Annotated in this window: 26 protein-coding genes and 1 pseudogene; 8 read left to right on the plus strand and 19 right to left on the minus strand. The window is 66.5% G+C overall.

Annotated features, from left to right (window positions below):
• Nucleotides 1–10: 10 nt before the first annotated feature.
• Nucleotides 11–634 carry a CapA family protein gene (locus tag ACQY5K_RS18770; protein ID WP_428118567.1) on the plus strand — a complete coding sequence of 208 codons (624 nt, stop codon included), beginning with the start codon at nucleotides 11–13 and terminating at the stop codon, nucleotides 632–634.
• Between the two features lie 216 nt (nucleotides 635–850).
• The gene (locus ACQY5K_RS18775; protein ID WP_428118570.1) at nucleotides 851–1,447 is read left to right on the plus strand and encodes a MerR family transcriptional regulator; all 597 of its coding nucleotides are present in this window, start codon (nucleotides 851–853) and stop codon (nucleotides 1,445–1,447) included.
• 15 nt (nucleotides 1,448–1,462) lie between these two features.
• Here the strand turns inward: ACQY5K_RS18775 and msrB are convergent, their stop codons facing one another.
• The 3 genes from msrB to ACQY5K_RS18790 all read right to left on the minus strand — a co-directional run bounded on the left by msrB (nucleotide 1,463) and on the right by ACQY5K_RS18790 (nucleotide 3,458).
• On the minus strand, nucleotides 1,463–1,900 hold the full coding sequence (gene msrB / locus ACQY5K_RS18780; protein WP_428118572.1) for a peptide-methionine (R)-S-oxide reductase MsrB: 438 nt from the start codon (nucleotides 1,898–1,900) through the stop codon (nucleotides 1,463–1,465).
• A 99-nt stretch (nucleotides 1,901–1,999) separates the two neighbouring features.
• Nucleotides 2,000–3,055: an LLM class flavin-dependent oxidoreductase gene (locus tag ACQY5K_RS18785; RefSeq protein WP_428118575.1), complete on the minus strand. Its 1,056-nt coding sequence runs from the start codon at nucleotides 3,053–3,055 to the stop codon at nucleotides 2,000–2,002.
• Nucleotides 3,056–3,083: 28 nt separating this feature from the next.
• On the minus strand, nucleotides 3,084–3,458 hold the full coding sequence (locus tag ACQY5K_RS18790; protein ID WP_419920400.1) for a hypothetical protein: 375 nt from the start codon (nucleotides 3,456–3,458) through the stop codon (nucleotides 3,084–3,086).
• Nucleotides 3,459–3,606: 148 nt separating this feature from the next.
• On the opposite strand from ACQY5K_RS18790, the gene ACQY5K_RS18795 reads away from it, so the two are divergent.
• The 3 genes from ACQY5K_RS18795 (at nucleotide 3,607) to ACQY5K_RS18805 (ending at nucleotide 6,039) form a co-directional block, all read left to right on the plus strand.
• Complete coding sequence (locus ACQY5K_RS18795) at nucleotides 3,607–4,467, plus strand: enoyl-CoA hydratase/isomerase family protein (RefSeq protein ID WP_428118578.1); 861 nt, start codon at nucleotides 3,607–3,609, stop codon at nucleotides 4,465–4,467.
• Between the two features lie 81 nt (nucleotides 4,468–4,548).
• A complete protein-coding gene (locus ACQY5K_RS18800) occupies nucleotides 4,549–4,845 on the plus strand; it encodes a DUF1330 domain-containing protein (protein ID WP_419920398.1) in 297 nt (98 codons plus the stop codon).
• A 15-nt stretch (nucleotides 4,846–4,860) separates the two neighbouring features.
• On the plus strand, nucleotides 4,861–6,039 hold the full coding sequence (locus ACQY5K_RS18805; protein WP_419920397.1) for an aromatic ring-hydroxylating oxygenase subunit alpha: 1,179 nt from the start codon (nucleotides 4,861–4,863) through the stop codon (nucleotides 6,037–6,039).
• Nucleotides 6,040–6,102: 63 nt separating this feature from the next.
• Here the strand turns inward: ACQY5K_RS18805 and ACQY5K_RS18810 are convergent, their stop codons facing one another.
• The 6 genes from ACQY5K_RS18810 to ACQY5K_RS18835 form a co-directional block, all read right to left on the minus strand.
• Nucleotides 6,103–7,161 carry a pyridoxal-phosphate-dependent aminotransferase family protein gene (locus ACQY5K_RS18810; RefSeq protein ID WP_428122775.1) on the minus strand — a complete coding sequence of 353 codons (1,059 nt, stop codon included), beginning with the start codon at nucleotides 7,159–7,161 and terminating at the stop codon, nucleotides 6,103–6,105.
• A 69-nt stretch (nucleotides 7,162–7,230) separates the two neighbouring features.
• Complete coding sequence (locus tag ACQY5K_RS18815) at nucleotides 7,231–8,112, minus strand: NAD(P)-dependent oxidoreductase (protein WP_428122778.1); 882 nt, start codon at nucleotides 8,110–8,112, stop codon at nucleotides 7,231–7,233.
• Between the two features lie 116 nt (nucleotides 8,113–8,228).
• Complete coding sequence (locus ACQY5K_RS18820; protein ID WP_428118582.1) at nucleotides 8,229–9,803, minus strand: class I adenylate-forming enzyme family protein; 1,575 nt, start codon at nucleotides 9,801–9,803, stop codon at nucleotides 8,229–8,231.
• 37 nt (nucleotides 9,804–9,840) lie between these two features.
• On the minus strand, nucleotides 9,841–10,887 hold the full coding sequence (locus ACQY5K_RS18825; protein WP_428118585.1) for a peptidase M29: 1,047 nt from the start codon (nucleotides 10,885–10,887) through the stop codon (nucleotides 9,841–9,843).
• A gap of 78 nt (nucleotides 10,888–10,965) precedes the next feature.
• Nucleotides 10,966–11,682 (minus strand): histidine phosphatase family protein, encoded by a 717-nt coding sequence (locus tag ACQY5K_RS18830; protein WP_428122781.1) that lies wholly within the window; start codon nucleotides 11,680–11,682, stop codon nucleotides 10,966–10,968.
• A 52-nt stretch (nucleotides 11,683–11,734) separates the two neighbouring features.
• Complete coding sequence (locus ACQY5K_RS18835) at nucleotides 11,735–12,142, minus strand: hypothetical protein (RefSeq protein ID WP_428118588.1); 408 nt, start codon at nucleotides 12,140–12,142, stop codon at nucleotides 11,735–11,737.
• Between the two features lie 285 nt (nucleotides 12,143–12,427).
• Between ACQY5K_RS18835 and ACQY5K_RS18840 the strand changes: the two genes are divergently transcribed.
• Together ACQY5K_RS18840 and ACQY5K_RS18845 are read left to right on the plus strand one after the other, a co-directional pair.
• Nucleotides 12,428–13,720, plus strand: coding sequence for a serine hydrolase domain-containing protein (locus ACQY5K_RS18840; RefSeq protein ID WP_428118591.1), 1,293 nt, complete (start codon nucleotides 12,428–12,430; stop codon nucleotides 13,718–13,720).
• A complete protein-coding gene (locus ACQY5K_RS18845) occupies nucleotides 13,720–15,132 on the plus strand; it encodes a mycothione reductase (protein ID WP_428118594.1) in 1,413 nt (470 codons plus the stop codon). The genes ACQY5K_RS18840 and ACQY5K_RS18845 overlap by 1 nt, the downstream gene beginning before the upstream one ends.
• A 43-nt stretch (nucleotides 15,133–15,175) precedes the next feature.
• Here the strand turns inward: ACQY5K_RS18845 and ACQY5K_RS18850 are convergent, their stop codons facing one another.
• The 7 genes and pseudogenes from ACQY5K_RS18850 to ACQY5K_RS18880 form a co-directional block, all read right to left on the minus strand.
• Nucleotides 15,176–15,343 carry a hypothetical protein gene (locus ACQY5K_RS18850; protein ID WP_420624166.1) on the minus strand — a complete coding sequence of 56 codons (168 nt, stop codon included), beginning with the start codon at nucleotides 15,341–15,343 and terminating at the stop codon, nucleotides 15,176–15,178.
• Nucleotides 15,333–15,632 carry a hypothetical protein gene (locus ACQY5K_RS18855; protein ID WP_420624165.1) on the minus strand — a complete coding sequence of 100 codons (300 nt, stop codon included), beginning with the start codon at nucleotides 15,630–15,632 and terminating at the stop codon, nucleotides 15,333–15,335. Before ACQY5K_RS18855 ends, ACQY5K_RS18850 begins: the two co-directional genes overlap by 11 nt.
• Nucleotides 15,633–15,852: 220 nt before the next feature.
• Entirely contained in the window at nucleotides 15,853–16,830 is a 978-nt protein-coding gene (locus ACQY5K_RS18860; RefSeq protein WP_428118598.1) for an isopenicillin N synthase family dioxygenase, read from the minus strand.
• Nucleotides 16,831–16,890: 60 nt separating this feature from the next.
• On the minus strand, nucleotides 16,891–17,562 hold the full coding sequence (locus tag ACQY5K_RS18865) for a hypothetical protein (RefSeq protein WP_428118601.1): 672 nt from the start codon (nucleotides 17,560–17,562) through the stop codon (nucleotides 16,891–16,893).
• A 9-nt stretch (nucleotides 17,563–17,571) separates the two neighbouring features.
• Nucleotides 17,572–18,603: pseudogene (selD, locus tag ACQY5K_RS18870) on the minus strand (selenide, water dikinase SelD); the annotation flags it as partial.
• Nucleotides 18,604–18,772: 169 nt separating this feature from the next.
• On the minus strand, nucleotides 18,773–19,696 hold the full coding sequence (locus tag ACQY5K_RS18875; RefSeq protein ID WP_428118604.1) for a nucleoside hydrolase: 924 nt from the start codon (nucleotides 19,694–19,696) through the stop codon (nucleotides 18,773–18,775).
• Nucleotides 19,697–19,701: 5 nt separating this feature from the next.
• Nucleotides 19,702–20,418 (minus strand): hypothetical protein, encoded by a 717-nt coding sequence (locus tag ACQY5K_RS18880; protein ID WP_428118606.1) that lies wholly within the window; start codon nucleotides 20,416–20,418, stop codon nucleotides 19,702–19,704.
• Nucleotides 20,419–20,577: 159 nt separating this feature from the next.
• Between ACQY5K_RS18880 and ACQY5K_RS18885 the strand changes: the two genes are divergently transcribed.
• On the plus strand, nucleotides 20,578–21,063 hold the full coding sequence (locus ACQY5K_RS18885) for a hypothetical protein (RefSeq protein WP_428118609.1): 486 nt from the start codon (nucleotides 20,578–20,580) through the stop codon (nucleotides 21,061–21,063).
• Nucleotides 21,064–21,070: 7 nt separating this feature from the next.
• Here ACQY5K_RS18885 and ACQY5K_RS18890 read toward each other — a convergent pair whose 3' ends face one another.
• The 3 genes from ACQY5K_RS18890 to ACQY5K_RS18900 form a co-directional block, all read right to left on the minus strand.
• The gene (locus ACQY5K_RS18890) at nucleotides 21,071–21,598 is read right to left on the minus strand and encodes a hypothetical protein (RefSeq protein WP_428118611.1); all 528 of its coding nucleotides are present in this window, start codon (nucleotides 21,596–21,598) and stop codon (nucleotides 21,071–21,073) included.
• A 115-nt stretch (nucleotides 21,599–21,713) separates the two neighbouring features.
• Complete coding sequence (locus tag ACQY5K_RS18895; RefSeq protein ID WP_428118614.1) at nucleotides 21,714–22,199, minus strand: prepilin peptidase; 486 nt, start codon at nucleotides 22,197–22,199, stop codon at nucleotides 21,714–21,716.
• Nucleotides 22,196–22,864, minus strand: a complete 669-nt coding sequence (locus ACQY5K_RS18900) for a hypothetical protein (protein WP_428118617.1) — start codon at nucleotides 22,862–22,864, stop codon at nucleotides 22,196–22,198. The genes ACQY5K_RS18895 and ACQY5K_RS18900 overlap by 4 nt, the downstream gene beginning before the upstream one ends.
• Between the last annotated feature and the right edge of the window lie 3 nt (nucleotides 22,865–22,867).

Below are 22,867 nucleotides of genomic sequence, written 5' to 3' on the forward strand. Positions count from 1 at the left end.
CGCCCGGCTGGTGTTCACCGGGGACATCTTCTCCCATGAGCCAGTCTCCCGCCAGGCCAGGGCCGACGGGTGCTCGACGGCATCGAATCACTCGCTGGACCGGGGTGTGGACGGGATCGCAGCGACGCTCGGCGTGCTGGAACGAGCAGGCCTCGGCCACGCCGGCATGGCCCGCACGGTCGACGAAGCCGCCGTGCCCACCCTCTACGACGTCGAAGGCGTCACTGTCGGGCATCTGTCGTACACCTACGGTCTCAACGAACTTCGTCTGCCGCCGGACCAGCAGTGGGCGGTGGATGTCATCGACCCTGACGCCATCGAGGCCGAAGCCCGAGCCGCGGTCGATGCCGGCGACAAGTACGTCATCTACGGGCTCGGGAATTTCCTGACGAACCAGTCTCCGCTGTCGTGCCGGTCGTGCCCGGAATCCACTACCGACGGAGTCATCGTCGGCGTCGATTTGGCCGAGGCTTCCGACGGGCGGATCGAGGTCGTGGGCGTGAATGCGATCCCGACGTGGGTCGACCGGCGCTCATTCACGATCACCGACATCGCAGCGGTGCTTGCCGGAGACCTCGGCCCCAACACCACACGGCACTTCGAGCGCTCGTGGAAGCGGACGGCGCCGGCGTAGCGTGCGCTCGATGTCGACATCGCCATCATGGGCGATCCCGCTGCTGGCCCCAAGGACGTCGAATCGGGCAGTTCTTCGAGTCCATGACCCCCTTGCGCAACCGAGCGTGTGCGCCGTACCCTCAAAGAACGCCACGGATCACAGCCGCGTAGTTCGCCGCTTGTCATTCGCGGGAGCCGGATCGCCCCGAAACGGCTGAGCCCACGGGAGGCACCGATGCCCGAACAGCAAGCCGCTGCGCCGGCAGTCCAGCCGGACCTCGAGGTGGACCCCAAGGCCACCGCCTCCCAGAACGTCTCCGAACCAGCGACGCAGCCCGATCCCTCCGCCGCAGACTCCTCGCCAGTGGCCGCGCTCGGGTTCTCCGCGACCGAAACCGCCGAGCTCGTCGGCATCACCTATCGCCAGCTCGATCATTGGGCCCGCGAGGGGCTGATCGTCCCATCGATGGCGAAAGCCCAGGGGAGCGGCTCTAGGCGGCGCTACACCTACAACGATCTGCTGGAACTCAAGATCGTCAAGAAGATGCGCGACGCCGGCATCGACCTCAAATCGATCAGCCGGTCATTCGACTACCTGCGCAATCAACTCGGCGCAGATGTGGCCTCATCGAACATTGTCATCAGCGGCGCCGACGCGCTGCTCGTCGATGAGGACACGGTCCTCAGCTTGCTGCGTGAGGGGCAAGGCACGATGCTGAACGTGCTGCCCGTGGCCGGGGTCAAGCGAGAACTCGATGCAGACGTCGTCAAGCTGTTCCCGGACGAGCCAATCGCTGTGCAGCTCAGCTTCGAGATCGACGCCGACGACTAGCGCGTCGGCAACGAGCTAGCCGGCGATGGGGGACGTGTCGGTGGCGTCCTCGTCGTCTGCGGAGATGAAGCACAGCGACGCTGAGTTCATGCAGAAACGGTCGCCTGTGGGCCGCGGGCCGTCTGGGAACACGTGCCCAAGGTGCGCCCCGCAACTGCGGCACATCACCTCGGTGCGGATCATGCCGAGAGAGCGATCGGACTCGGTCTCCACAGCGCCGCCATCGACGGGCTCGGTGAAGCTCGGCCATCCCGAGCCGCTCTCGAACTTCGTGTCAGAGCTGAACAGCTCGGCGTCGCACACGACGCAGCGGTATGCGCCCGCTTCGTGGTTGTCCCAGGTCTCTCCCGTGAACGGGCGCTCGGTGCCGGCTTCTTGGGTGACGTGAAACTGCATCGGAGTGAGCCGCTCCCGCAGCTCTTCGGGGGTGAAGGTGGCAGTGCGCTCGGTCATGGCTCCACGGTAGCCAGAGCGCGCGTGCGCGAACAGTCGCCCGTGCCCCCGTTGCACTCCGGATGCCGACAGCACTGGCGGGTGTGTCGCCGCGCTGAACTACGTCTCCGCGCTGACGTCGCGGACGATGTCGATCATCTGTGCGAGCGCGTCGAGGCGGTCGGTCAGGGTCGCGCCTTCGGGCTGGAGGCGCAGAACGTCGGCGCCGGCATCTCGATACGCGCGGACCTGGTCCGCAACCTGCGTGGGCGTGCCCGCGAAGTTGGTCTCGGTGATGAGCCTGTCGGGAACTGCGGCTGCTGCAGCGGCACGGTCGCCGGCCAGCCACAGCCGTTGCACTTCGAGGCACTCGTCCTCGAATCCGGCTCGGCGGTACGCCTCGTTGTAGAAGTTCGCCGTCGCCGACCCCATCGCCCCCAGCGTGAACGCGACGCCGGGGCGGCGCGGGGCCAGCAGCGCTTCGAGGTCGTCACCGAATTCGACGGTGCCGCCGACCTGGCAGGCCACCGAGCCCGGCGGCCGCCCGGCAGCTTCGGCGCCCTCGACCACATGACCCCATGTGGCCTCGGGGCAGCTCGGCACAAAGCAGACTCCGACCCAGCCGTCGGTCGCCTCGCCCGTGTACCGCAGCGACTTGGGGCCCAGAGTCGCGAGCCAGATCTCGATCGAGCCGTTCGCAGGCTGTGCCAGGCGCAGCGATTTGCCCTGGCCGTGTGGCAGTGGGAGCACGTGATGGCGGCCTTGGTGGGAAATCCGCTCGCCGGCAAATGCTTGACGGCAGATATCGACCGTTTCGCGCAGCCGGCCCAGCGGATCGGCGAAGCGCACGCCGTGCAGACCCTCCACCACCTGCGGCCCGCTGACACCGAGACCCAGGATGAAGCGGTCGCCGGTCATCGCAGCCATGGACAATGCCGTCATGGCCGTCATCACCGGCGTGCGAGCCGAGATCTGCAGGATGCCCGTGCCGAGCTGGCAGCGTTCGGTCACCGCAGCGACGTAGGCCAAAGTACTGACTCCGTCCATGCCCCATGCCTCCGCAGACCACAAGATGTCCACGCCGAGACGGTCGGCTTCTCGCAGGAACTCGACCTGTTCGTCCCAATCGCGGCGCTTGCCCGACGCCGGCCCGCCGAATCCGATGGCTGTGCGCATCAGCGCACCCTAGGTCCTGGGGTCCAGATCAGGCCGGGTGCAGGGTGACCAGACCACCGAGCTGGGCGAGATCTTGCAGGGCCTGGTCGTAGAAGAAGCGCGCCGAGCATGCGTCACGCGCCCAGGTCTCTTCGGCACGAGTCGGACGCTGCCCGACTGCGTCCACCCGCAAGCTCCCGGTCGCAGCGGAGGTGATGTCGGTGCGGTTGCCGATCAGCAGTTCTTCGAGCGCGTCGCTGCGGTCGCCTGGTTCGTCGAAGACGTACAGCCGTTCACCGTCGGTGACAAACGGTGTGACGTAGTAGGTCCGGTCACCGGTCGGCGTCCGAGCATCGAGACGCAGCATGAGGACGCCCTCGAACCGGGCAAAGGGGCCCTGTGAGACAATCGGCTGGTCCGCCACGCGGGGCAGCGTATCCACCGTGCGGGGGCGTCTGCCCCGCAGATGCGAGCAACGCATCGGCCGCTGCCGTTCGGGCGGTTCAGCCCCGAGAGGCCAGGTTCGTTAGGTTCGCGGCCGACACATCAGTGTGACGACAGGGGGACGTCCAATGGCACCGAATCAATCAGCAACGGGTCGCACCGACTATTTCGGCTTCGTGACATCGACCACAGACAACGGAGTCCTGACCGTCACGTTCAATCGGCCCGAGACCATGAACGCCTCGACCGCGCCGATGAAACGGGACCTCGTCGAGCTGCTCACCCAGGCACAGATGGACGACGACGTGCGTGTGCTGGTCTTCACCGGCCAGGGCCGGGCCTTCTGGGCCGGCGACGACTTGAAGGGCTACGAGCACACCCAGACTGCCGCCACGGCTCCCATCTTCGGAGGCCACCACAACGCGTCGGGCACCTACAACGGCCTGCGGACCATCTCCCAAGCGGTCAACACGGCGGTGCGGCATCTCGACAAGCTCACGATTGCAGCGATCAACGGCTTCGCCATCCAGACGGGCTTCAGCTTCGCGCTGGCCTGCGATTTCCGCATCGCCGCCCGATCGGCTCGGATGGGCTCGGCGACCCTGCGCTTCGGTCTGCTGCCCGACGAAGGCGGTCAATGGCTGCTGACCCAGCACATGGGCGTCGCCAAGGCCATGGACTTCATGATGCGCAAGCGGATCGTGGACGCCGACGCTGCGTGCGAACTGGGCCTCGTGCACGAGGTCGTCGAGGACGACCAGCTTCCGGCTGCGGCGGCGGCGTTGGCTTCGGAGCTGGCAGAGGGACCTCAGGTGGCGATGCGGATGCTCAAGCGTTCGATCCATCTCGCCGCACAGCTGACCTGGGACCAGTCGCTCGACGAGATTGCGTCCAAGACCGCAATCACCGATCATCTGCCCGACGCGGCCGAAGGCGTCAGCTCTTTCGTGGAGAAGCGTCAGCCTCAGTACAACGCCTGGCTCCGCTGACGCAGCGCAGGACCATCACATCTGCGGGCCGTTGGCTCCGTTCGCCGACGATGCTGGCGCTCGGATGGCATACTGCCGCGCATGGCTGCATATTTCATTGCTCAGTACGTCGTGAAGGACGCCGATGCGTATCGGCGGTACCAGAAGGCCGCGGCACCCACGGTACAGGCCGCCGGGGCCAAGCTGGTCGCGTTCGACGCGGCCTCCGAGGTGATCGAGGGCGCCCCGCCCGGACCCCAGACCATCATCCTGGAATTCCCCGACACCGAGGCCGCCAAGGCTTGGTACGACTCGCCTGAGTACCAGGAGATCCTCGGGCTACGCCTCGAGAACACCGACGGCTTCGCCGTCTTGGCACAGTCGTTCAACGCCGGCTGAGCCCGAGTTCCTGCGGTGGAGCGCTCAGAGGAGATCGATCAGATCAAGACCCTGCTCGCGCGTCTCGACTCAGGCACCAACGTCGATGCGGGCGGGGTGCGATACAACCCCACCTCGGCCTACACCGATCCGGACCTAGCCGCCGCCGAGCGCCGACAGTTCTTCGATCATCATCCGCAAATCGTCGGGTTGTCAGGCGACCTGCCCGAACCCGGGTCGTTCATGACCTTCGACGAGCTCGGCACGCCGATACTGCTGACACGGTCGGTATCAGGTGAATTCAAGGCGTTCGTGAATGTCTGCCGGCACCGTGGCGTTGTCGTAGAGACAGCAGAACGCGGCACCAAGCGACGTTTCGCCTGCCCGTTTCACAACTGGACCTACGACGGCGACGGCACGTTGGTCGGCTTGCCGAAGACCGATCACTTCGGTGAGCTGGACCGCTCCGAGCTGGGTTTGGTGCAGTTGCCCGCGGTTGAGAATCTTGGCCTGCTGTGGGTGCATCCGAGACCCGACGGCGTGATCGACCCTGACGAGCTGCTGGGCGCAGAATTGGCAGCCGACCTCGCGGATTGGAATCTCGGCGAGCTGAGGTGGCTCGGCGGCGACCGGTACGAGGTGGAATGCAACTGGAAGCTCGCCATGGACACGTTCGGCGAGACGTACCACTTCCCGGTGCTACACGCCGACACGCTGTATGGGGCCTTCTACGGCAACGTGCAGTGCTATGACACGTTCGGCCGAAATCACCGGATGCTGCTGTGCCGGCGCGAGATCGACGAAGTTCGCAATCTGCCGCCTGACGACTGGGACTTGTGCACCGCCACCTTGCCCGTGTACTGGCTGTTCCCGAATGTCCAGTTCATCCCATCGGGAAACGTCGTGTACGTGGTGCGTGCCTATCCCGACCCCGCAGATCCGGGCCGGCACACGAGCCGTATCTCGTTCTACCTGCGACCCCACGTCTCGGTCGACTCCGACGCCGCGCACTTCGCCGAAGAGGTAGCCCGCGGATTCGGCGGCGTCATCCGCGACGAGGACTACGTGATGAGCGCCAGCCAGCAGCGCTCAGCCAACAGCGGGGCGCTTGGCCATGTCATCTTCGGCCGCAACGAGCCGGCATTGCACCACTTCCACAACACCTATCGAGCCGCGCTCGGACAAGAACTGCTGCCGCTGCACCCCACAGGCTGAACGCGTCGAGCCGTCGCCAGCGCCAGCACCGTCGCCAGCGCTTCTGGCGGCCCAATGGGTTGATCAGGCGGCGAGAAGTTCTTCGAGGGCGCCCAACAGCATCCGGACGTTGCGCATGCGGGCCGTGTGGCCCATGCAGCCGATGCGCCACACCTTGCCCGCGACGGGACCGAGCCCGCCGCCGACTTCGATGCCGTAGCGCTCGAGCAGGGTCCGGCGGCCGGTGGCATCGTCGAACCCTTCAGGCAGCGTGACAGTCGTCAGCTCGGGCAAGCGGTGGCCCTCCTGGGCCCACAGCTCGAAGCCGAGTTCGGGCAGGCGGGCGTGCAATTCGTCACCGCAGGCTTGGTGGCGAGCCCACGCGTTCGAGAGTCCCTCGTCGAGAATCGTGCCGAGGCCGGCATGGAGCGCATACAGCATCGAGATCGGCGCGGTGTGGTGGTACGCGCGAGCACCTTCGCCGACGACGTAGGCGCGGATCATGTTGAGGTCCAGGTACCAGCTCTGCGGACGCTCGACGAGAGATTCCAGGGCGCGATCGCTGACAGTGAGCGGAGCGAGACCCGGCGGCACGCCGAGGCACTTCTGCGTTCCGCTGTAGGCGATGTCGACGCCCCAGCCGTCGATGTCGACCGGGATGCCTCCCAGCGAGGTGACGCAATCGGCCAGCAGTAGAGCGTCGCCCTTGGCTTGGCCGAGCGGAGCGATGTCGTTGCGCACGCCGGTGGATGTCTCTGCATGCACGACAGCGATGATTTTCGGCGCGTGATGGGCGTCGAGCAAGCGTTGCGGATCGATAGCGCGACCCCATTCGGCGTTCACTGCCACAACCTCGGCGCCGCAGCGCTCCGCTACGTCGCACATGCGTGTGCCGAACACGCCGTTCACGCCGATGACGACCGTGTCGCGTGGCTCAACGAAGTTGCAGAACGCAGCCTCCATGCCCGCCGAACCCGTTGCGCTGATCGGGAACGTCAGCAGGTTCTGCGTCTGCCAGACGGTTCGCAAGCGCTCATTGATCTCGTCCAGCAGTGCGATGAACTCAGGGTCGAGGTGGCCGAGCACTGGCCTCGTGAAGGCCTCGATGACTTCGGGATACGGATTCGAGGGGCCCGGCCCCATCAGGATGCGGTCGCTGTGGGTCACGGCCCGCACGGTACTGCCGCGACTAAGCGGCGGTACCGGATTCGGTCAGTCGCCGATGTTTGGTGGCCGCAACAGTGCGATAAGGCTGGAGGTGTCCCAGCGTCCGCCGCCGAGTTCTTGGACTCGCTTGTAGAACTGGTCGACGAGCGCTGTCACCGGCAGGGGAGCGCCATTGCGCTGCGCCTCGGCGAGCACGATGCCGAGGTCCTTGCGCATCCAGTCCACGGCGAAGCCGAAGTCGAACTCGTCGGCGGTCATCGTCGCGCCCCGGTTGGCCATCTGCCACGAGCCAGCGGCACCCTGCGAGATGGTTTCGAGCACCGTTGCGAGGTCGAGGCCTGCGCGGCGCCCGAACTCGAGCGCTTCGGACAGCGCCTGTACCAGTCCGGCGATGCAGACTTGATTGACCATCTTGGTGAGCTGGCCGGCACCCGCTTCGCCGATGAGCGTGACTGCGCGTGCGTATGAGTCCATGACAGGGCGCGCTCGCTCGAAGTGCTCAGCGGCGCCGCCGCACATGACGGTCAAGACGCCGTTCTTCGCGCCGGCCTCGCCGCCCGAGACAGGAGCGTCGATGAAGCCAACGTCGCGCTCAGCACAGGCCGCAGCCAGCTCGCGGGCCAGGTCTGCGGATGCGGTGGTGTGGTCGACGACGATCGATCCTGGTCGCGCCGCAGCCAGGACGCCGTCGGGGCCGTAGACCACCGATCGGACGTCGTCGTCGGCACCGACGCACATGAACACGATGTCGGCTCCTGCCGCTGCCGCAGCGGGTGTGGCGGCCACGGAGCCCGTGTGCTCGCCCCGCCAGCGTTGAGCGACGTGCGCCGTTCGGTTGAACACGGCAACCCGGTGTCCGGCCGATGTGAGATGTCCCGCCATCGGGTAGCCCATCACGCCGAGGCCGATGAAGGCGGCATCGACAATTCCGTCGGATGTCGAGGGCGCGTCGCTCGACGTGGTGTCATTCATGGTGCGGCCAGTCTCCTGTCGTGAGTGCTGTTGCCGGATGCGGACCCATTCGCAGGCTTGCAGCGGTGGACTCAGCGTGCCCCGCTGGACGCATCGCCCGTCTTGGCGCCGGCCCGGGCGAGCATCGCGAGCACCTCGTGCTTGCGGACCTTGCCGAGCGCAGTACGGGGCAGTTCATCCACCCACACGACTGCTCTGGGGTGTTTGAACCGGGCCAGCCGACCCTCGAAGTGCCGGAGCAATGCCGCGGCGACGGCTTCGTCGTCATGGGCTTGGACGGTGGGCGGCTCCAACCGCACGGCGACCACGATGGGCACCTTGCCCCAGCGGTCGTCGTGCGCGCCCACGACTGTGGACTCGGCAACGAGATCGAAGTCCGCGAGCACGGCTTCCAGCTCGGCGGGATAGATGTTCTCGCCACCGGAGATGATCATGTCCTTGCGACGGTCGTCGATGAAGATCCATCCGTCGTCGTCTGCGTGCCCGATGTCGCCTGTGCGAAACCAGCCGTCGGTGATCGCTTCGGCGGTGGCCGACGGATCCCGCCAGTACCGGCGCGCCACGCTGGGGCCGCGTACCCATACCTCGCCCGGCTCGTGAGGCTTCGCGTCGGCGCCGGCATCGGTGACGATGCGGACCTCGCACATCGTCGACGGCTTGCCGCAGGAGCCGGGGTGAGCCGCGGCTTCGTCGCAGCGGAGGTGAATGGCGATCGGAGCGGTCTCGGTCGAGCCGTAGATCTCGCCCACGGCCACGCCACGATCGAAGAACGGACGGGTGACCGCAGCGGGAACCAGCGAGGAGCCCGTCATGACGCCGCGCAGCGACCCCAAGTCTGCGCTGTCGAAGCGGGGGTGGGCTGCCACGGCCGCAAGCGCCGCTGGCACCAGCACGGTCCACGAGGGCTGCCACTGCTCGACATCGTCGAGAAACTGGCCTGGGTCGAAGACGCGGTGCAGCAGCACCGCACCTCCGCCGAGCAGGGTCGGCAGCGTCTGGATGTTCAGCCCTCCCACATGGAACAGCGGTATGGGCGTCAGGATCCGATCTGCTGAGGTGAGGTCGTGGGCATGGGTGGAGTTGACAGCGTTGGCGACCATCGCTGCCTGATCGAGGAGTGCGCCCTTCGGGTGACCTGTTGTTCCTGAGGTGTACGCGAGCAGCACCGGGTGCGACGGCGAGCCGCGCCGTGTCGGGACGCCGCTGCGGGCGGCGGGGCCCACAGCACCTGCGTCTTCGTCGGCCAGCACATGGGTCTCGCACGATGGGCCGATCTGCGAAGCGTGATCTTCGAATGCCCCGTCGCATGCCAGCAGGCACGGCTCAGCGTGGTCGAGGATCCAGCGATGCTCGGGTGGCGCGAGTCGTGAGTTCAGCGGCAGGTAGATCGCCCCCAGCCAGGAGCACCCGAACAGCAGCCGCAGCGCGGCGGGCCGGTTCGGACCCAGCCAACCCACGCGGTCACCCTCCCGAACGCCGGCTTCGGCCAACCATCGTGCAGTCGCGCCGATCTGGTCGGCGAACTCGCGATAGGTGTGCTCTGCGCCCTCGAAGGCGACCGCTGGGGCGCCCGGTTGGCGGCCCGCCCAACGCTCGATATGTGCCGCGAGGTCGGTGCCGTTCGCCAGCGGGGAGGACTCGCTCATTGCGCGGAAACGATTGGCGTCGGGCGCAGCGGTGGGCTCAGGCCAACTCGCCCTGGAGCACGCCGTCGATCACCACTGCCTCGCCGTCGAGATGCACGCTGTGGTTGCGCATCGGCAGGTCGAAGTGCCCGAGAGTGTGGCGACCAGCGTGCTCGTTGGCGCCCGTGGAATACAGGAAATTGCCGGCGAAGGCACGCTGCTCGGTGCCGTTGGTCTGGCTGCGGTCGTACAGCGTCAGTGTGTCCCAGCGTGCGCCCGGGTTCATGCCCCAGCCGACGTGACTGGTCGCGTACGCCTCACGGTCGCCCCAAGCGTCGGTGTAGCTGCGAAACAGAGCTGCGTCAGTCCCAACGCCCTCGACATCAACCACGAAGTCATCTTCGATGTGCAGCGTCACCGGCGACTCGATGTAGCGCTTGAACGTGAGATTCATGTCGCCTCGGTCCATGACGATGGTGCCGTCGACGGTTTGGGCTTTGGGGAACGCGAGACACAGCCCACCCGGCCAATGGCTGATGCTGCCAGGACGCGACGTATAGCCCCAGCCGCCGCCGCACGGGGCTCCGTCGACGTTCACGACCAGATCCGTGCCGGCGTCGGAGGTAACGCGCATCTCGGATGCGGCGATCAGCTTCTTGATGCCCGCCTTCACCTTGGGTTCGAGGTCGGGTGTCGGCACCAGGCGTTCGAGGGCCTCGGGATGCTCGTTGGAGACCATCAGCACTCGGGTGCCCTCGCCGAGCACCTGCGGCAGCTCGGATGCGTGCAGCAACCCCTCCACGGTGCAGTCCACGACGAAGTCGACGGCCGCGAGCGCGGCGATGACCGCTGTCGACCCCGCGATGGCGTCCGATGCGCCCGTCGAACGCACTGGGACAGGCGCGGATTGGCGCGGCGTCGGCACCACGATGTGAATTGCGGGAGTGCCGAGCCGATCGAGCGCCAGCTCGGCCAAGTTGACGTTGACTGACCTGCTCTGGCTCTCCGACAGGATCGCTGCCGTCTGGGGCGGCTCGACGCCGCACATTTCGAATACCGACACGAAGGTGTCGATCCACTTGGCTTCGATTCGCTCGACCAGCATCTGGTCCTCCAGTCTCCCGACAACGCCAAGCTAGAAGGTCGCAGTGCCTGTGTGTTCTGCGAAGCGGGAGCTATCGGTTCAGGCTGCTTCGACAGCGGTGAGATGGGCAGCGTCGTTGAAACGACGCACTTGCCAGCGTCGCCCTTTGTCGCCGTCGAGCAGCCCGTTGTCGCCGTCAAGCAGCTCGAGCTCGGTGATCGAGGTCACCGCAGTGACTACGCCGACGCCCGGTTGGGCGGGCGGGATGCCGAATGCCATCGCCATCGCTGCGGACACGATTCCGCCATGGCACCCCACGAACACCGTGGCGCCCGGATGCGATGCTGCAATGTCATTCAGCACTTGCGCAACTCTGTGACGGAACCCGGCTCGGCTCTCCCCACCGGGTACAACCGGTGTGTAGGGCTGCCCGTCAGAGCGGACGAAGGCGAATTGCTGACGTGCGGCCTCCCACGTCATGCCGTCGATGGGACCAAGACGCATTTCCTCGAGGTCGTCATGGATGCGAACGTCGAGGTTGTCCCGCTCGCCCCCGCCTAGTGCCGGCAGCACGATGTCGGTGGTCTCACGAGCTCGCGGCAATGGAGACGTGTACACAAAGTGCACCTGGGGTTCGCGCCCGGCCGCGAATCTGTCACGGAGTGCTGCAGCCTGAGCATGACCCCGGTCGGTGAGGCCGCGGCATCCCTTGGGTCCGCCGACGATTCCCTCAGCCATTGCCACTGATTCACCGTGCCGCACAACCAGCAGCCGCGAGAGCAACTGCTCGTCAGCCATTTCGCCTGCTGCCGACATCCACACCGGAGAACTCTAGGTCCGGTGCAAGGTGACGGCCGTGCGGTCGGCTTCAGGGAGTCCTGAAGTGGGTGCTGGGATGACGCAGGGAACCCGCGGAACCGAACGCTGGATTCGCGTGTGTGATCGGGGGATCGATCGGCAGGTCGTACTCGCACGCGGGCGCTTTTGCAGGTGGGGCAGACACCGGGCCGATGACGGTTGCATCGATGATCGTCACTTCGCCGCTGCGTGCGTGACGGGCAAAGCAGACGCCTTCGATTCGCTCGGCGGCGCTGACGGCTGCTTCGGCTGCCTCGGTGAGGCTCTCGGCGTCGCGAATGAAGGCGAGGGTCTGAATGAGACCGCGGGACCCGGGCCCAGGTCGGACGTAGCCGGCGCGCTCGAGCCCGGCGAGCGCCGGTCCAGATGCCAGATCTGCGCCTTCAGCAATCAAACAGAATTCGTATGTGTTCAACATGGCTCCACGGCCCTTCTCTTCCCAAATGCTTGACAGACTTGCTCGGACGGCTGCGGAAGCCTCCGCCGAGTCAGCGGGCACTGTAGCCCCAACAAGCCGGTTGTTGTCAAATCCATAAGTGTCGATCCATTTCATATCACTCCAGTGAGCTTCCATATACATCGCTGATCTCTTGTGTCACGTGTCGGCGAACGACATCGATTGGGCCGCGCTGCGAAGCGCCAAGAGCCGCGCCCTAGCCTGCTGAGGTCAGCGACACTGCGGCTCGAAACGACGGAGGCTGTGATGGAAGCGATCGAGGCGGAGGCTGAGCCCGGCGAACTCGGATTCGATGCGGCGCGGCTCGACCGGATCGGGCGGCATCTGAATCGCTACGTCGATAATGGCCGCCTGCCGGGCGTCTCGGTGCTGGTCACGCGTGGCGGCCAGATTGGGTACACCCACCGCTACGGACACCGTGATTGCGAGCGAGAGCTCCCGGTCACCGCCGACACGATCTACCGCATCTACTCGATGACCAAGCCGATCGTGTCGGTTGCAGCCATGCAGCTCTACGAGCAGGGTTGTTTCCAGCTCCAGGACCCGATCTCACGCTGGATCCCGTCCTTTGCCGGTGCTCGAGTCTTCGCCGGCGGCAACGTGATGCAGTACCAGACACGCGAGCCGGCCAGCGAGGTCACCGTCCACAGCCTGCTGACGCACATGTCGGGGTTGACCTACGACTTCCACTTTGCCAACGAAGTCGATGCGCTGTACCGGGCCAACGGTTTCAACTGGGGCGCTCCCGGCAACTTGACCGAGACCTGCGATGCGCTCGCAGGGCTGCCGCTGCTGTTCGATCCAGGCACCGAGTGGAACTACAGCTACTCCACCGATGTGCTGGGCCGCGTCGTCGAGCTGGTCTCTGGCCAATCCCTCGACGACTATCTCGTCGAGAACGTGACCGGACCGCTGGGCATGGCCGACACGGGCTTCGAAGTGCCCCCTGCCGACGTTGAGCGCTTTGCGGCCAACTACACGACGGCTGCGTTGGCGTCACGCACCATGGCGGGAAACACGGGCCCAGCGATGCCGGCGTACCGCCCCGACGACCCGAGCCTGCAACTCTCTCTCCTGGACGATCCGCGCACGTCTGCCTACTTGGCGCCGCCCAAGATCCTCTCCGGCGGCGGCGGCCTGGTGTCGACCATGGGCGACTACCACCGGTTCACCCAGATGCTTCGCAACGGCGGCGAGCTGGACGGGGCCCGTATCATCGGTCGGCGCACCCTCGAATTCATGGCCAGCAATCACCTGCCAGGCGGGACTGACCTCACCGAGTGCGGCCGGGCGCTGTTCTCCGAGGCGGTCTTCGATGGCGTGGGTTTCGGGCTGGGCTTCGCGGTCGTGCTCGATCCTGCGAAGGCCAAGGTCGTGTCCAGCAAGGGCGAATTCGCTTGGGGAGGGGCTGCGTCGACGGCCTTCTGGGTGGACCCGCTCGAGGACATCACCGTGGTGTTCCTGACGCAGCTGCTGCCCTCGAGCACTCATCCCATCGGGTCTGAGCTGAAGGCGCTCGTCTATCAGGCACTCGTGTGATGCCGGCTGCGTCCGATCCAAACAGTTTCGATCTCATCATCGTCGGCAGCGGTTCGGCAAATTCGATCCCGGGTCCCGAATTCGACGACTGGTCGATCGCACTCGTGGAGCGCAGCAGGTTCGGCGGCACCTGCCTGAACGTGGGGTGCATCCCGTCGAAGATGTTCGTATACGCGGCAGATGTGGCCGACACCATCCACACCGCCGCTGCCTATGGCATCTCGGCCACCTTCGAGGGCGCGGATTGGCCCGCCATCCGGGATCGAGTCTTCGGGCGCATCGACCCGATCGCCGAGGGCGGCAAGGTGTTCCGCTGCGGGACTGCCTGCCCGAACATCGACGTCTTTCTGGGCCAGGCGCACTTCGTGGGCGAACGTGAGCTCGAGGTCCGGCTGAACGACGGCGGGACGGAGCGCATCCGGGGCCGTCACGTCGTGCTGGGCGCGGGGGCACGGCCGTTCATACCGCCGTTCCCTGGCCTTGAACGCACGCCGTACCACACGTCCGACACCGTCATGCGGCTCGACGAGCTGCCGCAGCGGATGATCGTGTTGGGCGGGGGCTACATCGCTGCCGAGTTGGGCTACGTGTTCTCGGCGCTGGGCACCGAGGTCACAATGATCAACCGCAGCGAGCAGCTGTTGCGGGCCGAGGATGATGACGTTTCCGAGGCATATACCCGTGCAGCGCAGCGACACTTCGATCTGCGGCTCGGCGCGACGATCACCCAGGTGAGCCCAGAGCCGAGCGGCGGCGTCTCGGTGGAGCTGAGCATCGGCGGGGAGCACCAGCAGGTGAACGCTGATGTCCTGCTCGTGGCCACGGGCCGGGTTCCCAACGGCGATTTGCTGAACCTCGAAGCGGCGCGGGTGGCCCACGACGGCGGTCGCGTGCTTGTTGACGAGCATTTCCGTGCAAGCGCGCCGGGGGTGTGGTCCTTCGGCGATCTTGCCAGCGAGATCCAGCTCAAGCACCTCGCCAACGCTCAGGTGCGCGCAATTCGGCACAACCTGCTCGTGGCCGAGGGCGCCGCGGACGGTGCAATGCACACGGTGTCCGAACGGCTGGTGCCCCATGCAGTGTTCTCGCACCCGCAAGTCGCGTCGGTCGGCCTCACTGAGCGAGATGCTCGGGCAGCCGGTCTGCCGGTCTCAGTAGCGATCAAGCCGTTCGGACACACGGCCTACGGCTGGGCCATGGAAGACCACAGCAGCTTCGCCAAGCTGATTGCACATGCGCAGACCCGCGAGCTGCTGGGCGCCCACATCATCGGTCCGCAGGCTTCCACGTTGATCCAGCAGCTCATCTCGGGCATGACATTCGGCCACACCGTCGATCAGATGGCGCACGACCAGTTCTACATTCACCCTGCGCTGACTGAGGTGATCGAGAACGCGTTGCTCGATCTGTAGCCGGCGGGGCTACCCAACCCGGCGGCCGTCAGGCGAAAGAGCCTCACACAGCCTCAGGCGCAGCAGTGCCGATGGCAGGACTGGCCTTGTAGTCGTCGGAGCAATCTCGGGGAGCGGACGCTGCAAGCTCTTTCAGCTCCGCCAAGGTGAGCGCCTTGGCAGTCTTGGGAACCGGGGACTTGCGCATGGCGCGCTTGCGGTCAGTTCGCATCGGGACGCTCTCCTTCTTCCGACGGCCTCGGCACGCCTCCGTAGGCTTCCCGGTGCTCAATCGTAGCCTGAGCGAGGATTGCGACCAGATCGTCAGCCACTGCGGGCGTCAGCTTGAGCCTCCCCACGATGGTGCCATCGCAATCCACGAAGCTCGAAGGCATCACGACGAAATCGAGTGTGAACTCGTGGCGCGTGTAGGACGCTTGCACATAGTTCGAATACACCCCTCCGTCAGGGACGCCTTCCTCGAATCCGAAATAGCGTCCCTCTTGCTCTTCGTCGGCCACCCCGTGCCTCCCTCTCTCATCGCTCAGGAGCAGTTCGGGGCGCTCTGGCTCCCCCGGATCTCCTGCTCGGCCTCTCGTCTCAATCCCGACACGGCAAATAGACGCGCCCGAAACTGCTCGTCAATCATCGGCCTGACCCTTCAGCCACAAAGCACGCAGTGTCGCGCACTCCCTCGACGCATACGCGTCAGATTTTTCGGATGTACAGCAGCGGGCGCAGTTACTCGACGCGGCGGGCGTCGGGGACCAGGTTGATCTCCCAGATCACCTCTTCGAGCCGGTCTTCGGCCGAAACGGCCTCGTAGCGGCACGGCCGCTCGGCGGTGACCGTTGACGGTGCTGGTGTGAGCACTGTGGAGGGCCGGGGGTGGCAGAACTGCACCACGCTGAGCCGGTCGGCGCGCTGGTCAGGGTCGGCCTTCACTCGGTGCCAGCCGGCGCCGATCAGGCCGTTGGTGACGTGCTCCAGCATGATCCCCGAGTTGACGATGACGTGGTCGGCAGGCGGAGCTGCCTCCACCCATTCGCCGTCGATGCGCACCTGCAGGCCGCGGTCGCTCGCGCGTGGCAGTGCAGTGATGAGGTTGATGTCGGCGTGTTCGTCGGCCCAGATGTGACCCTCAGCACCGCCGTCTGGGGCGCTCGACATCGGCGGGTAGTGGATGGCCCGGCTGAGGTGCGTGCCGTAGTTGGTCATGTTGTCGAAATAGGTCTCGTGGGCTCCGATGCCCTCGGCGATGACCCGCAGGAATCGCCGTTGCAAGTCCACAAGCCTGCGGTGGAATTCGGTTAGCACCTCACCCGCGTCGGCAATGTCAGCGTCCGGGAAGACGGACGGTCGGTACCAGCGCGCGTACTTGACCGTGAGCGGATGGCCAGCCGGGGGCAGGTCGCTCCAGTTGAACATCTCCTTCCAGTCGGGCAGGTCGGAGACGGCGGCGGTCTCGGTGAGCGGTCCGGTGTAGCCGCGGGCACCAAACGACTCAGTATCGACATAGCGCGCCTTGGCGTCAGGTTCGAGCGCGAAGAACCTGCCGAGCACGCCGTAGGCGTCGTCGAGCGAGCCGCCCGACAGGTCGTGCGCTGTGTAGACGAAGCCGGTCCGCAGGCTTGTCATGACGCCGTCGGTGACCGCTCGGCGCTGCGTCGCCGAGCCTTGCTCGAATGCCAACAGGTCCACGTCGAGAATCTCGTCCATCGCGATCTCCGGAGTTTGATCCGCTTCGTTCAGCAGTGAGCCGTGTGGCTGCCACTGACCCTACGCGTGCTCGCTGCCAGGCTCCTGCTGGCGCACAAGCCACTTTTCGTAACGCGCTGGATCGGTCCACGCGCCGGTCTCGGCGTCGAAGCGCGCCGCCTCGGGGACCATCAGATCCGGATCGGTGGTGCGGGCCTGCGTGCTCGACACTGCGCCCACCCAGTCCGGCAGGTTGAGCACCAGATGGGCAGGACACTCATGCGGCGGACGAGCAGCGATCGCCACCGATGGCAGTGATGCGATCGATGCATCGCGGCGGGCGGAGTCGTTGCCGTAGAAGACCGAGTCGTGAATCTGGTGCCACTTGTCGGCACCCATCACGATGACGTCGAAGCCGGCGGAGATTTCCGACAGCAGTTGCACATCGGTCACGCTGACTTCCAGCCAGTCGAACCGTTCGGCAATCCAAGTGAGCACCCTGACCCGATCAACCAGTCGGGGACGCAACACCTCTTCCTTGGCAAGCGCTACCCGGCTTACCGACCACACGAGCACGTCGAGAGCATGCTGGGTGCGTACCGCCTCGCTGATCGCGAGGTGCGCGTTCGTCGGCGGATTGAAAGAGCCGGGAAACACACCACGGCGCAATGTTCGGCCGGCGGCGCGTGCCGGTGCTGCGGCTGGTCCCGACGACTCTGCGGTGCCGCCGGTCTGCTCCTGTGAAGCGACCATGTGTCAGCTTCAATCGGCGCCCGGGCCGACATTGCCGGTGATGGTGATGGTGCCGGTGTTTCCCTCAGTGAGTTCGCCGATCACCGCTGCGTCATGCCCGCAGTCGCGCAACTGGCGCATGGCGATGTCGGCTCGCCCCGGCTCGCAGCTGAACAGCAGGCCGCCCGAGGTCTGCGGGTCGCCCAGCACGGTTCGCGACAGCGTGTCGCCGCCGTCAAGCCGGCCGTCCAGATGATCAAGATTGCGCTGAGTGCCACCTGGCGCGAAGCCGCCCTTCGCGAGCCCAAGCACATCGGGCAGCAGCGGCACTGCCGGCGCGTCCACCACAGCACTGAGGCCGCTGCCCATGGCCAGCTCCGTCAGATGGCCGAGCAAGCCGAACCCGGTGATATCGGTTGCTGCCGTCGCACCCACCGACAGTGCGATGTCCGTCGCTGCAGCATTGAGCCGGCCCATCTCGACGATGCCGGCCTCGTAGGCGGCGTGCAGTTCGCCCCCTTGGGAGACCGATTCTGGTTCCGAGCGCATGAGCGCGGTCGCCAGCAGACCGGTACCGAGCGGCTTGGTGAGCACCAGCGCTTGGCCGGGCTGCCCGCCGGCATTCGTGAGCAGGCCTGTCCCGTGGGCACCTGCTGCGCAGACGCCGGTCACCGCCATGCCGTAGAGCGGTTCGGGTGCGTCGATGGTGTGGCCGCCGGCCACGACCCAGCCGCCGTCGGATGCGGCGTCGGCGCCGCCCGCTAGCACCTCGCCGAGCAGATCCAGCGGCAGTACGTCGCGGGGCCAAGCGGCCAAGTTGAGCGCGAACAACGGCTTGGCGCCCATGGCGTAGATGTCGCTGGCGGCGTTGGCTGCAGCGATGCGGCCCCAGGTGCGGGCGTCATCGATGATCGGTGCGAAGAAGTCCGCCGAGGTCACCAGCAGCTGGCCATCGGCGAGCCGCCACACGGCCGCGTCGTCGCTGGTTTCGGTGCCGACGACGAGGTCGGGGTGAGTCGGGGGAGTCAGATGGCGCAGCACCTGCGCCAGCTCGGAGGGACCGAGCTTGCATGCTCAGCCCGCACCGTGGCTGTACTGGCTCAGCCGGAATGCTGAGCTGTTCTCCGACACAGCGGCAACGGTACCGAGGCCCCCGGCCCGAGCGGCCGGCGAGCGAAGCGAACAAGAGCGGCAGATGCGGCCCGAGCGGAAGGCGGCGCTGGACTGGCCGTCAGTCGTAGCTGCACACAGCGTCGGCGATGAGTCCGAGGGCTGCTTCGGCATCGATGCGGTAGGCAACCTCGCTGTTGGGTACGGCATCGGTTCCTGGTCGCTCGTCGACCACCGTCATGCCGCGCGTGTGCCGGCCCTCGGTCTCCACGCCGACGTGACGGGCGCCGAATTCGAACAGAGCGGGATGGGTGACCGCCAGGACTGCGCAGGGATCATGCAGGGGCGCAGCTTCCAGGCCGGCCCGCTCGCGATAGCCAGCGAGGTAGAAATCGAACAGTCCGGCCACAAACGTCGCCGCCGTGCTGCCGTGGTCGCGGAGTTGAGCGATGACATCGGGCCCCACGCACAGCTGGTGGGTGAGGTTGAGCCCCGCCATGCGAACGAGCGGTGCGCCGCAGGCAAACACGATCTGCGCGGCGTGGGGGTCGGCCCAGATGTTGAACTCGGCTGTCGGCGTGACATTGCCTGGTCCCACCGCACCGCCCATGAGCGATATGCCTGCCACACGCTCGACGATGTCGGGAGCTTGCCGAACGGCGAGCGCCACGTTGGTCAGCGGTCCGACCGGGACGAGCCAGACGTCGTCGTGAGCCCGGACTGTCTCGATGATGCAGCTCACCGCATCGTTGCCCGCTGCGGTGCGGTGCACCTCCGGCCGGGGCGGGCCGTCCAATCCGGTGTGTCCATGGGCGCGCGGTGCATGGGCGGCCGGCACCACCAGGGGACGGTCCGCGCCGGAGTGCACCGGTACGTCGAGGCCCGCGATCTGGCACATGAGCAGTGCATTCGCCGTGGTCATGTGCAGCGGCGCATTCCCCGACACGGTCGTGATGGCCAGCAGTTCGCAATGACGAGCCGCCAGCAGGATGGCGACGGCGTCGTCATGACCGGGGTCGCAGTCGAGAATGATCTTCGGCGCCATGGCGGCTACAGCTTGGTGATGCTTGGGGCCGGCGCTTCGGTCTCACCCCAATAGTGGGGGAGGCGCAGGTAGCCGAAGCGCGTCATCTCGACAGCGGCCGGCAGTCCGTGGATCTCCTTGAGGCGCTGAATACTGCGGATGTGCGAGGACATCTCGTAGAAGAGCATCCAGATCGCGCACTCGAGCGTGTTCACGATGAGGCGCTCGTCGTCAGGGTCGTGCCAGGCACCCCGTGGCAGCACGGTGATGGCGTCGTCCCAGAAGAGCGTGCTGTGACGTGATTCGACCATCTCGCGGAAGGTCTCGATGGGGTGTTCCGCTACGACATGGCGCATCCAACTCAGGCCGAGATCCAGCTTGTCGAGCAGGTCACCCACGTCCCAGAACAGCGCTGGGTCGAGACGCAGGCCGTGCTTGTTGTCGGGGCCCTGGTGGTGCTCGGACCACATGATCGGCTCTGGGATGTCACCATCCCGCCACAGCAGGGAACCGCAGCGGCGTTTTGAGAAGATCAGCGACACCCAGGCAACGTGCGAGATCTGCCGCCGGATCGACCACCACATCAATTCCCGGTCGGGAGACTGGTCGTCGAGGTCGAGCTGGGAGTCGCTGAGACCGTCGATCTCAGCTCGCAGCCAGGTGTCGATGTGGGAGAAGTACGGCATCGTGCCGGGGCCGGCATCGGCCGGCATCTCCAGCACTGAAGGATCAACTCGAGCCATGAGCGAACGCTAGGCGAAGTGACGTCGATACGACGTTGTGAGAGCACCGACGCCCTCACTGCGTGGTTGCGAAGGACGGCCGAGTCTTGAGCGCTCTCATTGGTGCCAGATTCGTCAGCGCACACGGGGGAGCGTCCGGGGGGCCGTACTGTCTCATTGGTGCTTGGTGTTGCGCGGTTCCGGGTTCGTGGCAAGACGGGCTTGTCGTCGTTGGAGTGGCTGCTGGTGGCCGCGGCATCGGCTGCCTTGGCGGCTACGGCGGTGGTGGCGGTGCAGTCGGTGGTGCGTGACGTGGGTCTGGATGCGGGGAGTTTCAGTGCCCGTTTCCGGGCGGCGCGTGTCGCGGCGGACTCGGTCACGCGGGAATGGCGAGCCCATCACCCGGCGGACCAGTTTGAGGCCGATGTGCTGAATCGGCGCTACGGCGAGCGCTGCGCCCGTTTGGGGATCACTTTTGCTGACACGGAGGCGCTGCCGTTCTGGAAGCCGGGTGTGCTCGATGCGGGGGGCGGCTGGTTCGAGGTGCACAAGCTGCCGGTGTGCAGCCTGCAGAACGTTCGGGGTGAACGCGAGCGTTTCCGCCCGTTCGAGACGGCCCCCGTTGAGCCCGCACCGCCCGCGACTGGCGAGCGTCAGAACGAGTGATGTGGGATCAGGGTTTGCGTCGGCAGCTGGCTTGGGGCTTGCCGGTGCCTGGCACGTCTGTGTCGGCTTTGTTGAGCTCGGCGACGGAGGGAGGCGTAGCGCCGGTGGCGCCGGTGGGTCTCACGAAGACGGCCTCCACGTCGAGGCTGGTGTCGCTGTAGAGGATCTCGAGGCGTTCGCAGCGGGCGGTGAAGTAGAGCTCCCACCGCTGCCAGGTGTTGTAGCGGGCGTCGTCGGGCGATGCGGTGCGGGCTTCGCGGATGACGGTGTCGGCTGCGACGTTGGCGGCAGTTGCGCGTGCACTGCTGCCGCCGAGCTGTTCGGCGGTGTCGTCCACCACGTTCTGGACGAGCACAACGGCAAGCGCGGCGAGTCCGGCGACGGCGGCCACGATGAGCAGCCATTCCAGGGTGGTGAGGCCGTCTTCGTCTCGGCGCAACCGGCGCTTGGCGCGGGTTGTTGCGGCCAGGGGGATCGCCGGGCCCGGCGCATCAGGGTTGTCGGCCGAATGGCGGGCTGGGGAACGGTTGGTCATGTGTATGGGCCTTTCGTGTCGTTGTTCGGTGGGATGTGCCAGTGGGATGTGCCGCTGTCGCGTGTTGGCGCGGGCTTGGGCGGCGACCGGTGTTCGCGGTGTCACGGCGGGTCTCTCATGGGACAGGTCCGACTGTGGCCAGGCGTGTTCTCAGGGTGAGTGCGGTTCCCAGTGCGAGCGCCGGCGCGCATCGGACTGTTGCACCTCGCCCTTTGCGCAGCGTCACCATGAACGCGCGGGGCCATGCGGCGACAGCACCGGCCGCCAGCGCCCACCAGGGCCATGCGGGCCCCCACCAGCTCAGCAGCAGGCTGTTGACGATGATGAGCCGGATGTCGCCATAGCCGATTGCGTTCGGGCGGATGCGGTAGGCGATCTCAGTGACTGCGGCAATGGCGGCCGTGCTGGCGAGTGTGCGCAGGCATCGACCGGGCTCGCCGAGTGCAATGGTCGAGCACCCGAGCAGTGAGGCGATTGCGATGCCAGCGGCCCAGCAGGCTCGCCGGCTGATGATGGCGCTTCGCAGGTCTGTCCACGTTGCATGCGCGGCGAGCAGTGACCACGCCCCGATGGCGGCCCAGATCCCGATCCCGGCGCTCACGGCGTCTCGCTCTCGTCGTCTGGTGTGCCGCTCTTGGGGTCGTCGGGTGCCTTGCCGTCGGGTTTTGGTTCCTGCGTGAACACTGCGACATGGGCGCCGTGCCCGTGCAGTGTGCGGGTGCCGAACAGCCCGCGGACTGGGGCTGTGGCGCCGTCGGTCTCGCAGGTGACATGGGTGGCGACGACCAGCACTCGCCGGGCCATGCCGTCTGCTGATTGCTGGCCGGCGAGGTCGGCGGTGGCTTCGGTGACGAATCCGGCGCGACCAGGTGCGGGCCGGGGACCGTCCACGCAGAGGTAGTCGAGACCGGGCCGGGCGCCGAGCACGGCTTCGGCAATGAGTTCGCGGCGCGGCTCGCTGCTGGTGCCCTCGTTCGGCTCGCCGCCGCCGCCGGGTCCATTCGGGGGATCGTCGTTACAGCAAAGCGCGGCGGCCACGGCGGCCTCTTGCGCCGCGAGGCTCGTGACGAGTTCGGCCCGGGCGCCGCGCCCCGCCCACAGGATGAACAGCACCCCCAGGGCGAGCATCGGCGTGAGCGCCATCAGCTCCAGCGACGATGACGAGCCGTGTTCGCCTCGACTCGTTCGGCGTGGCCGGATCGCCTTGGACCCAGCACTGCACAGCAGGCGTCTTGGCTGGGGCCGGATCGGTGTCACGAAGCGCATCGG

The organism is Candidatus Poriferisodalis sp., assembly GCF_965262965.1.
Taxonomy (GTDB): Bacteria; Actinomycetota; Acidimicrobiia; order Acidimicrobiales; family Poriferisodalaceae; genus Poriferisodalis.

Coding starts and splice junctions, on each gene's coding strand:
- ACQY5K_RS18820 (WP_428118582.1), bottom strand. CDS start 9,803: ATGAGCGAGTCCTCCCCGCTGGCGAACGGCACCGACCTCGCGGCACAT.
- ACQY5K_RS18900 (WP_428118617.1), bottom strand. CDS start 22,864: ATGCGCTTCGTGACACCGATCCGGCCCCAGCCAAGACGCCTGCTGTGC.
- ACQY5K_RS18865 (WP_428118601.1), bottom strand. CDS start 17,562: ATGGTCGCTTCACAGGAGCAGACCGGCGGCACCGCAGAGTCGTCGGGA.
- ACQY5K_RS18875 (WP_428118604.1), bottom strand. CDS start 19,696: ATGGCGCCGAAGATCATTCTCGACTGCGACCCCGGTCATGACGACGCC.
- ACQY5K_RS18890 (WP_428118611.1), bottom strand. CDS start 21,598: ATGACCAACCGTTCCCCAGCCCGCCATTCGGCCGACAACCCTGATGCG.
- ACQY5K_RS18860 (WP_428118598.1), bottom strand. CDS start 16,830: ATGGACGAGATTCTCGACGTGGACCTGTTGGCATTCGAGCAAGGCTCG.
- ACQY5K_RS18880 (WP_428118606.1), bottom strand. CDS start 20,418: ATGGCTCGAGTTGATCCTTCAGTGCTGGAGATGCCGGCCGATGCCGGC.
- ACQY5K_RS18830 (WP_428122781.1), bottom strand. CDS start 11,682: ATGTCGGCAGCAGGCGAAATGGCTGACGAGCAGTTGCTCTCGCGGCTG.
- ACQY5K_RS18810 (WP_428122775.1), bottom strand. CDS start 7,161: ATGGGGCCGGGCCCCTCGAATCCGTATCCCGAAGTCATCGAGGCCTTC.
- ACQY5K_RS18845 (WP_428118594.1), top strand. CDS start 13,720: ATGCCGGCTGCGTCCGATCCAAACAGTTTCGATCTCATCATCGTCGGC.
- ACQY5K_RS18835 (WP_428118588.1), bottom strand. CDS start 12,142: ATGTTGAACACATACGAATTCTGTTTGATTGCTGAAGGCGCAGATCTG.
- ACQY5K_RS18800 (WP_419920398.1), top strand. CDS start 4,549: ATGGCTGCATATTTCATTGCTCAGTACGTCGTGAAGGACGCCGATGCG.
- msrB (WP_428118572.1), bottom strand. CDS start 1,900: ATGACCGAGCGCACTGCCACCTTCACCCCCGAAGAGCTGCGGGAGCGG.
- ACQY5K_RS18840 (WP_428118591.1), top strand. CDS start 12,428: ATGGAAGCGATCGAGGCGGAGGCTGAGCCCGGCGAACTCGGATTCGAT.
- ACQY5K_RS18775 (WP_428118570.1), top strand. CDS start 851: ATGCCCGAACAGCAAGCCGCTGCGCCGGCAGTCCAGCCGGACCTCGAG.
- ACQY5K_RS18825 (WP_428118585.1), bottom strand. CDS start 10,887: ATGCTGGTCGAGCGAATCGAAGCCAAGTGGATCGACACCTTCGTGTCG.
- ACQY5K_RS18785 (WP_428118575.1), bottom strand. CDS start 3,055: ATGCGCACAGCCATCGGATTCGGCGGGCCGGCGTCGGGCAAGCGCCGC.
- ACQY5K_RS18850 (WP_420624166.1), bottom strand. CDS start 15,343: ATGCGAACTGACCGCAAGCGCGCCATGCGCAAGTCCCCGGTTCCCAAG.
- ACQY5K_RS18795 (WP_428118578.1), top strand. CDS start 3,607: ATGGCACCGAATCAATCAGCAACGGGTCGCACCGACTATTTCGGCTTC.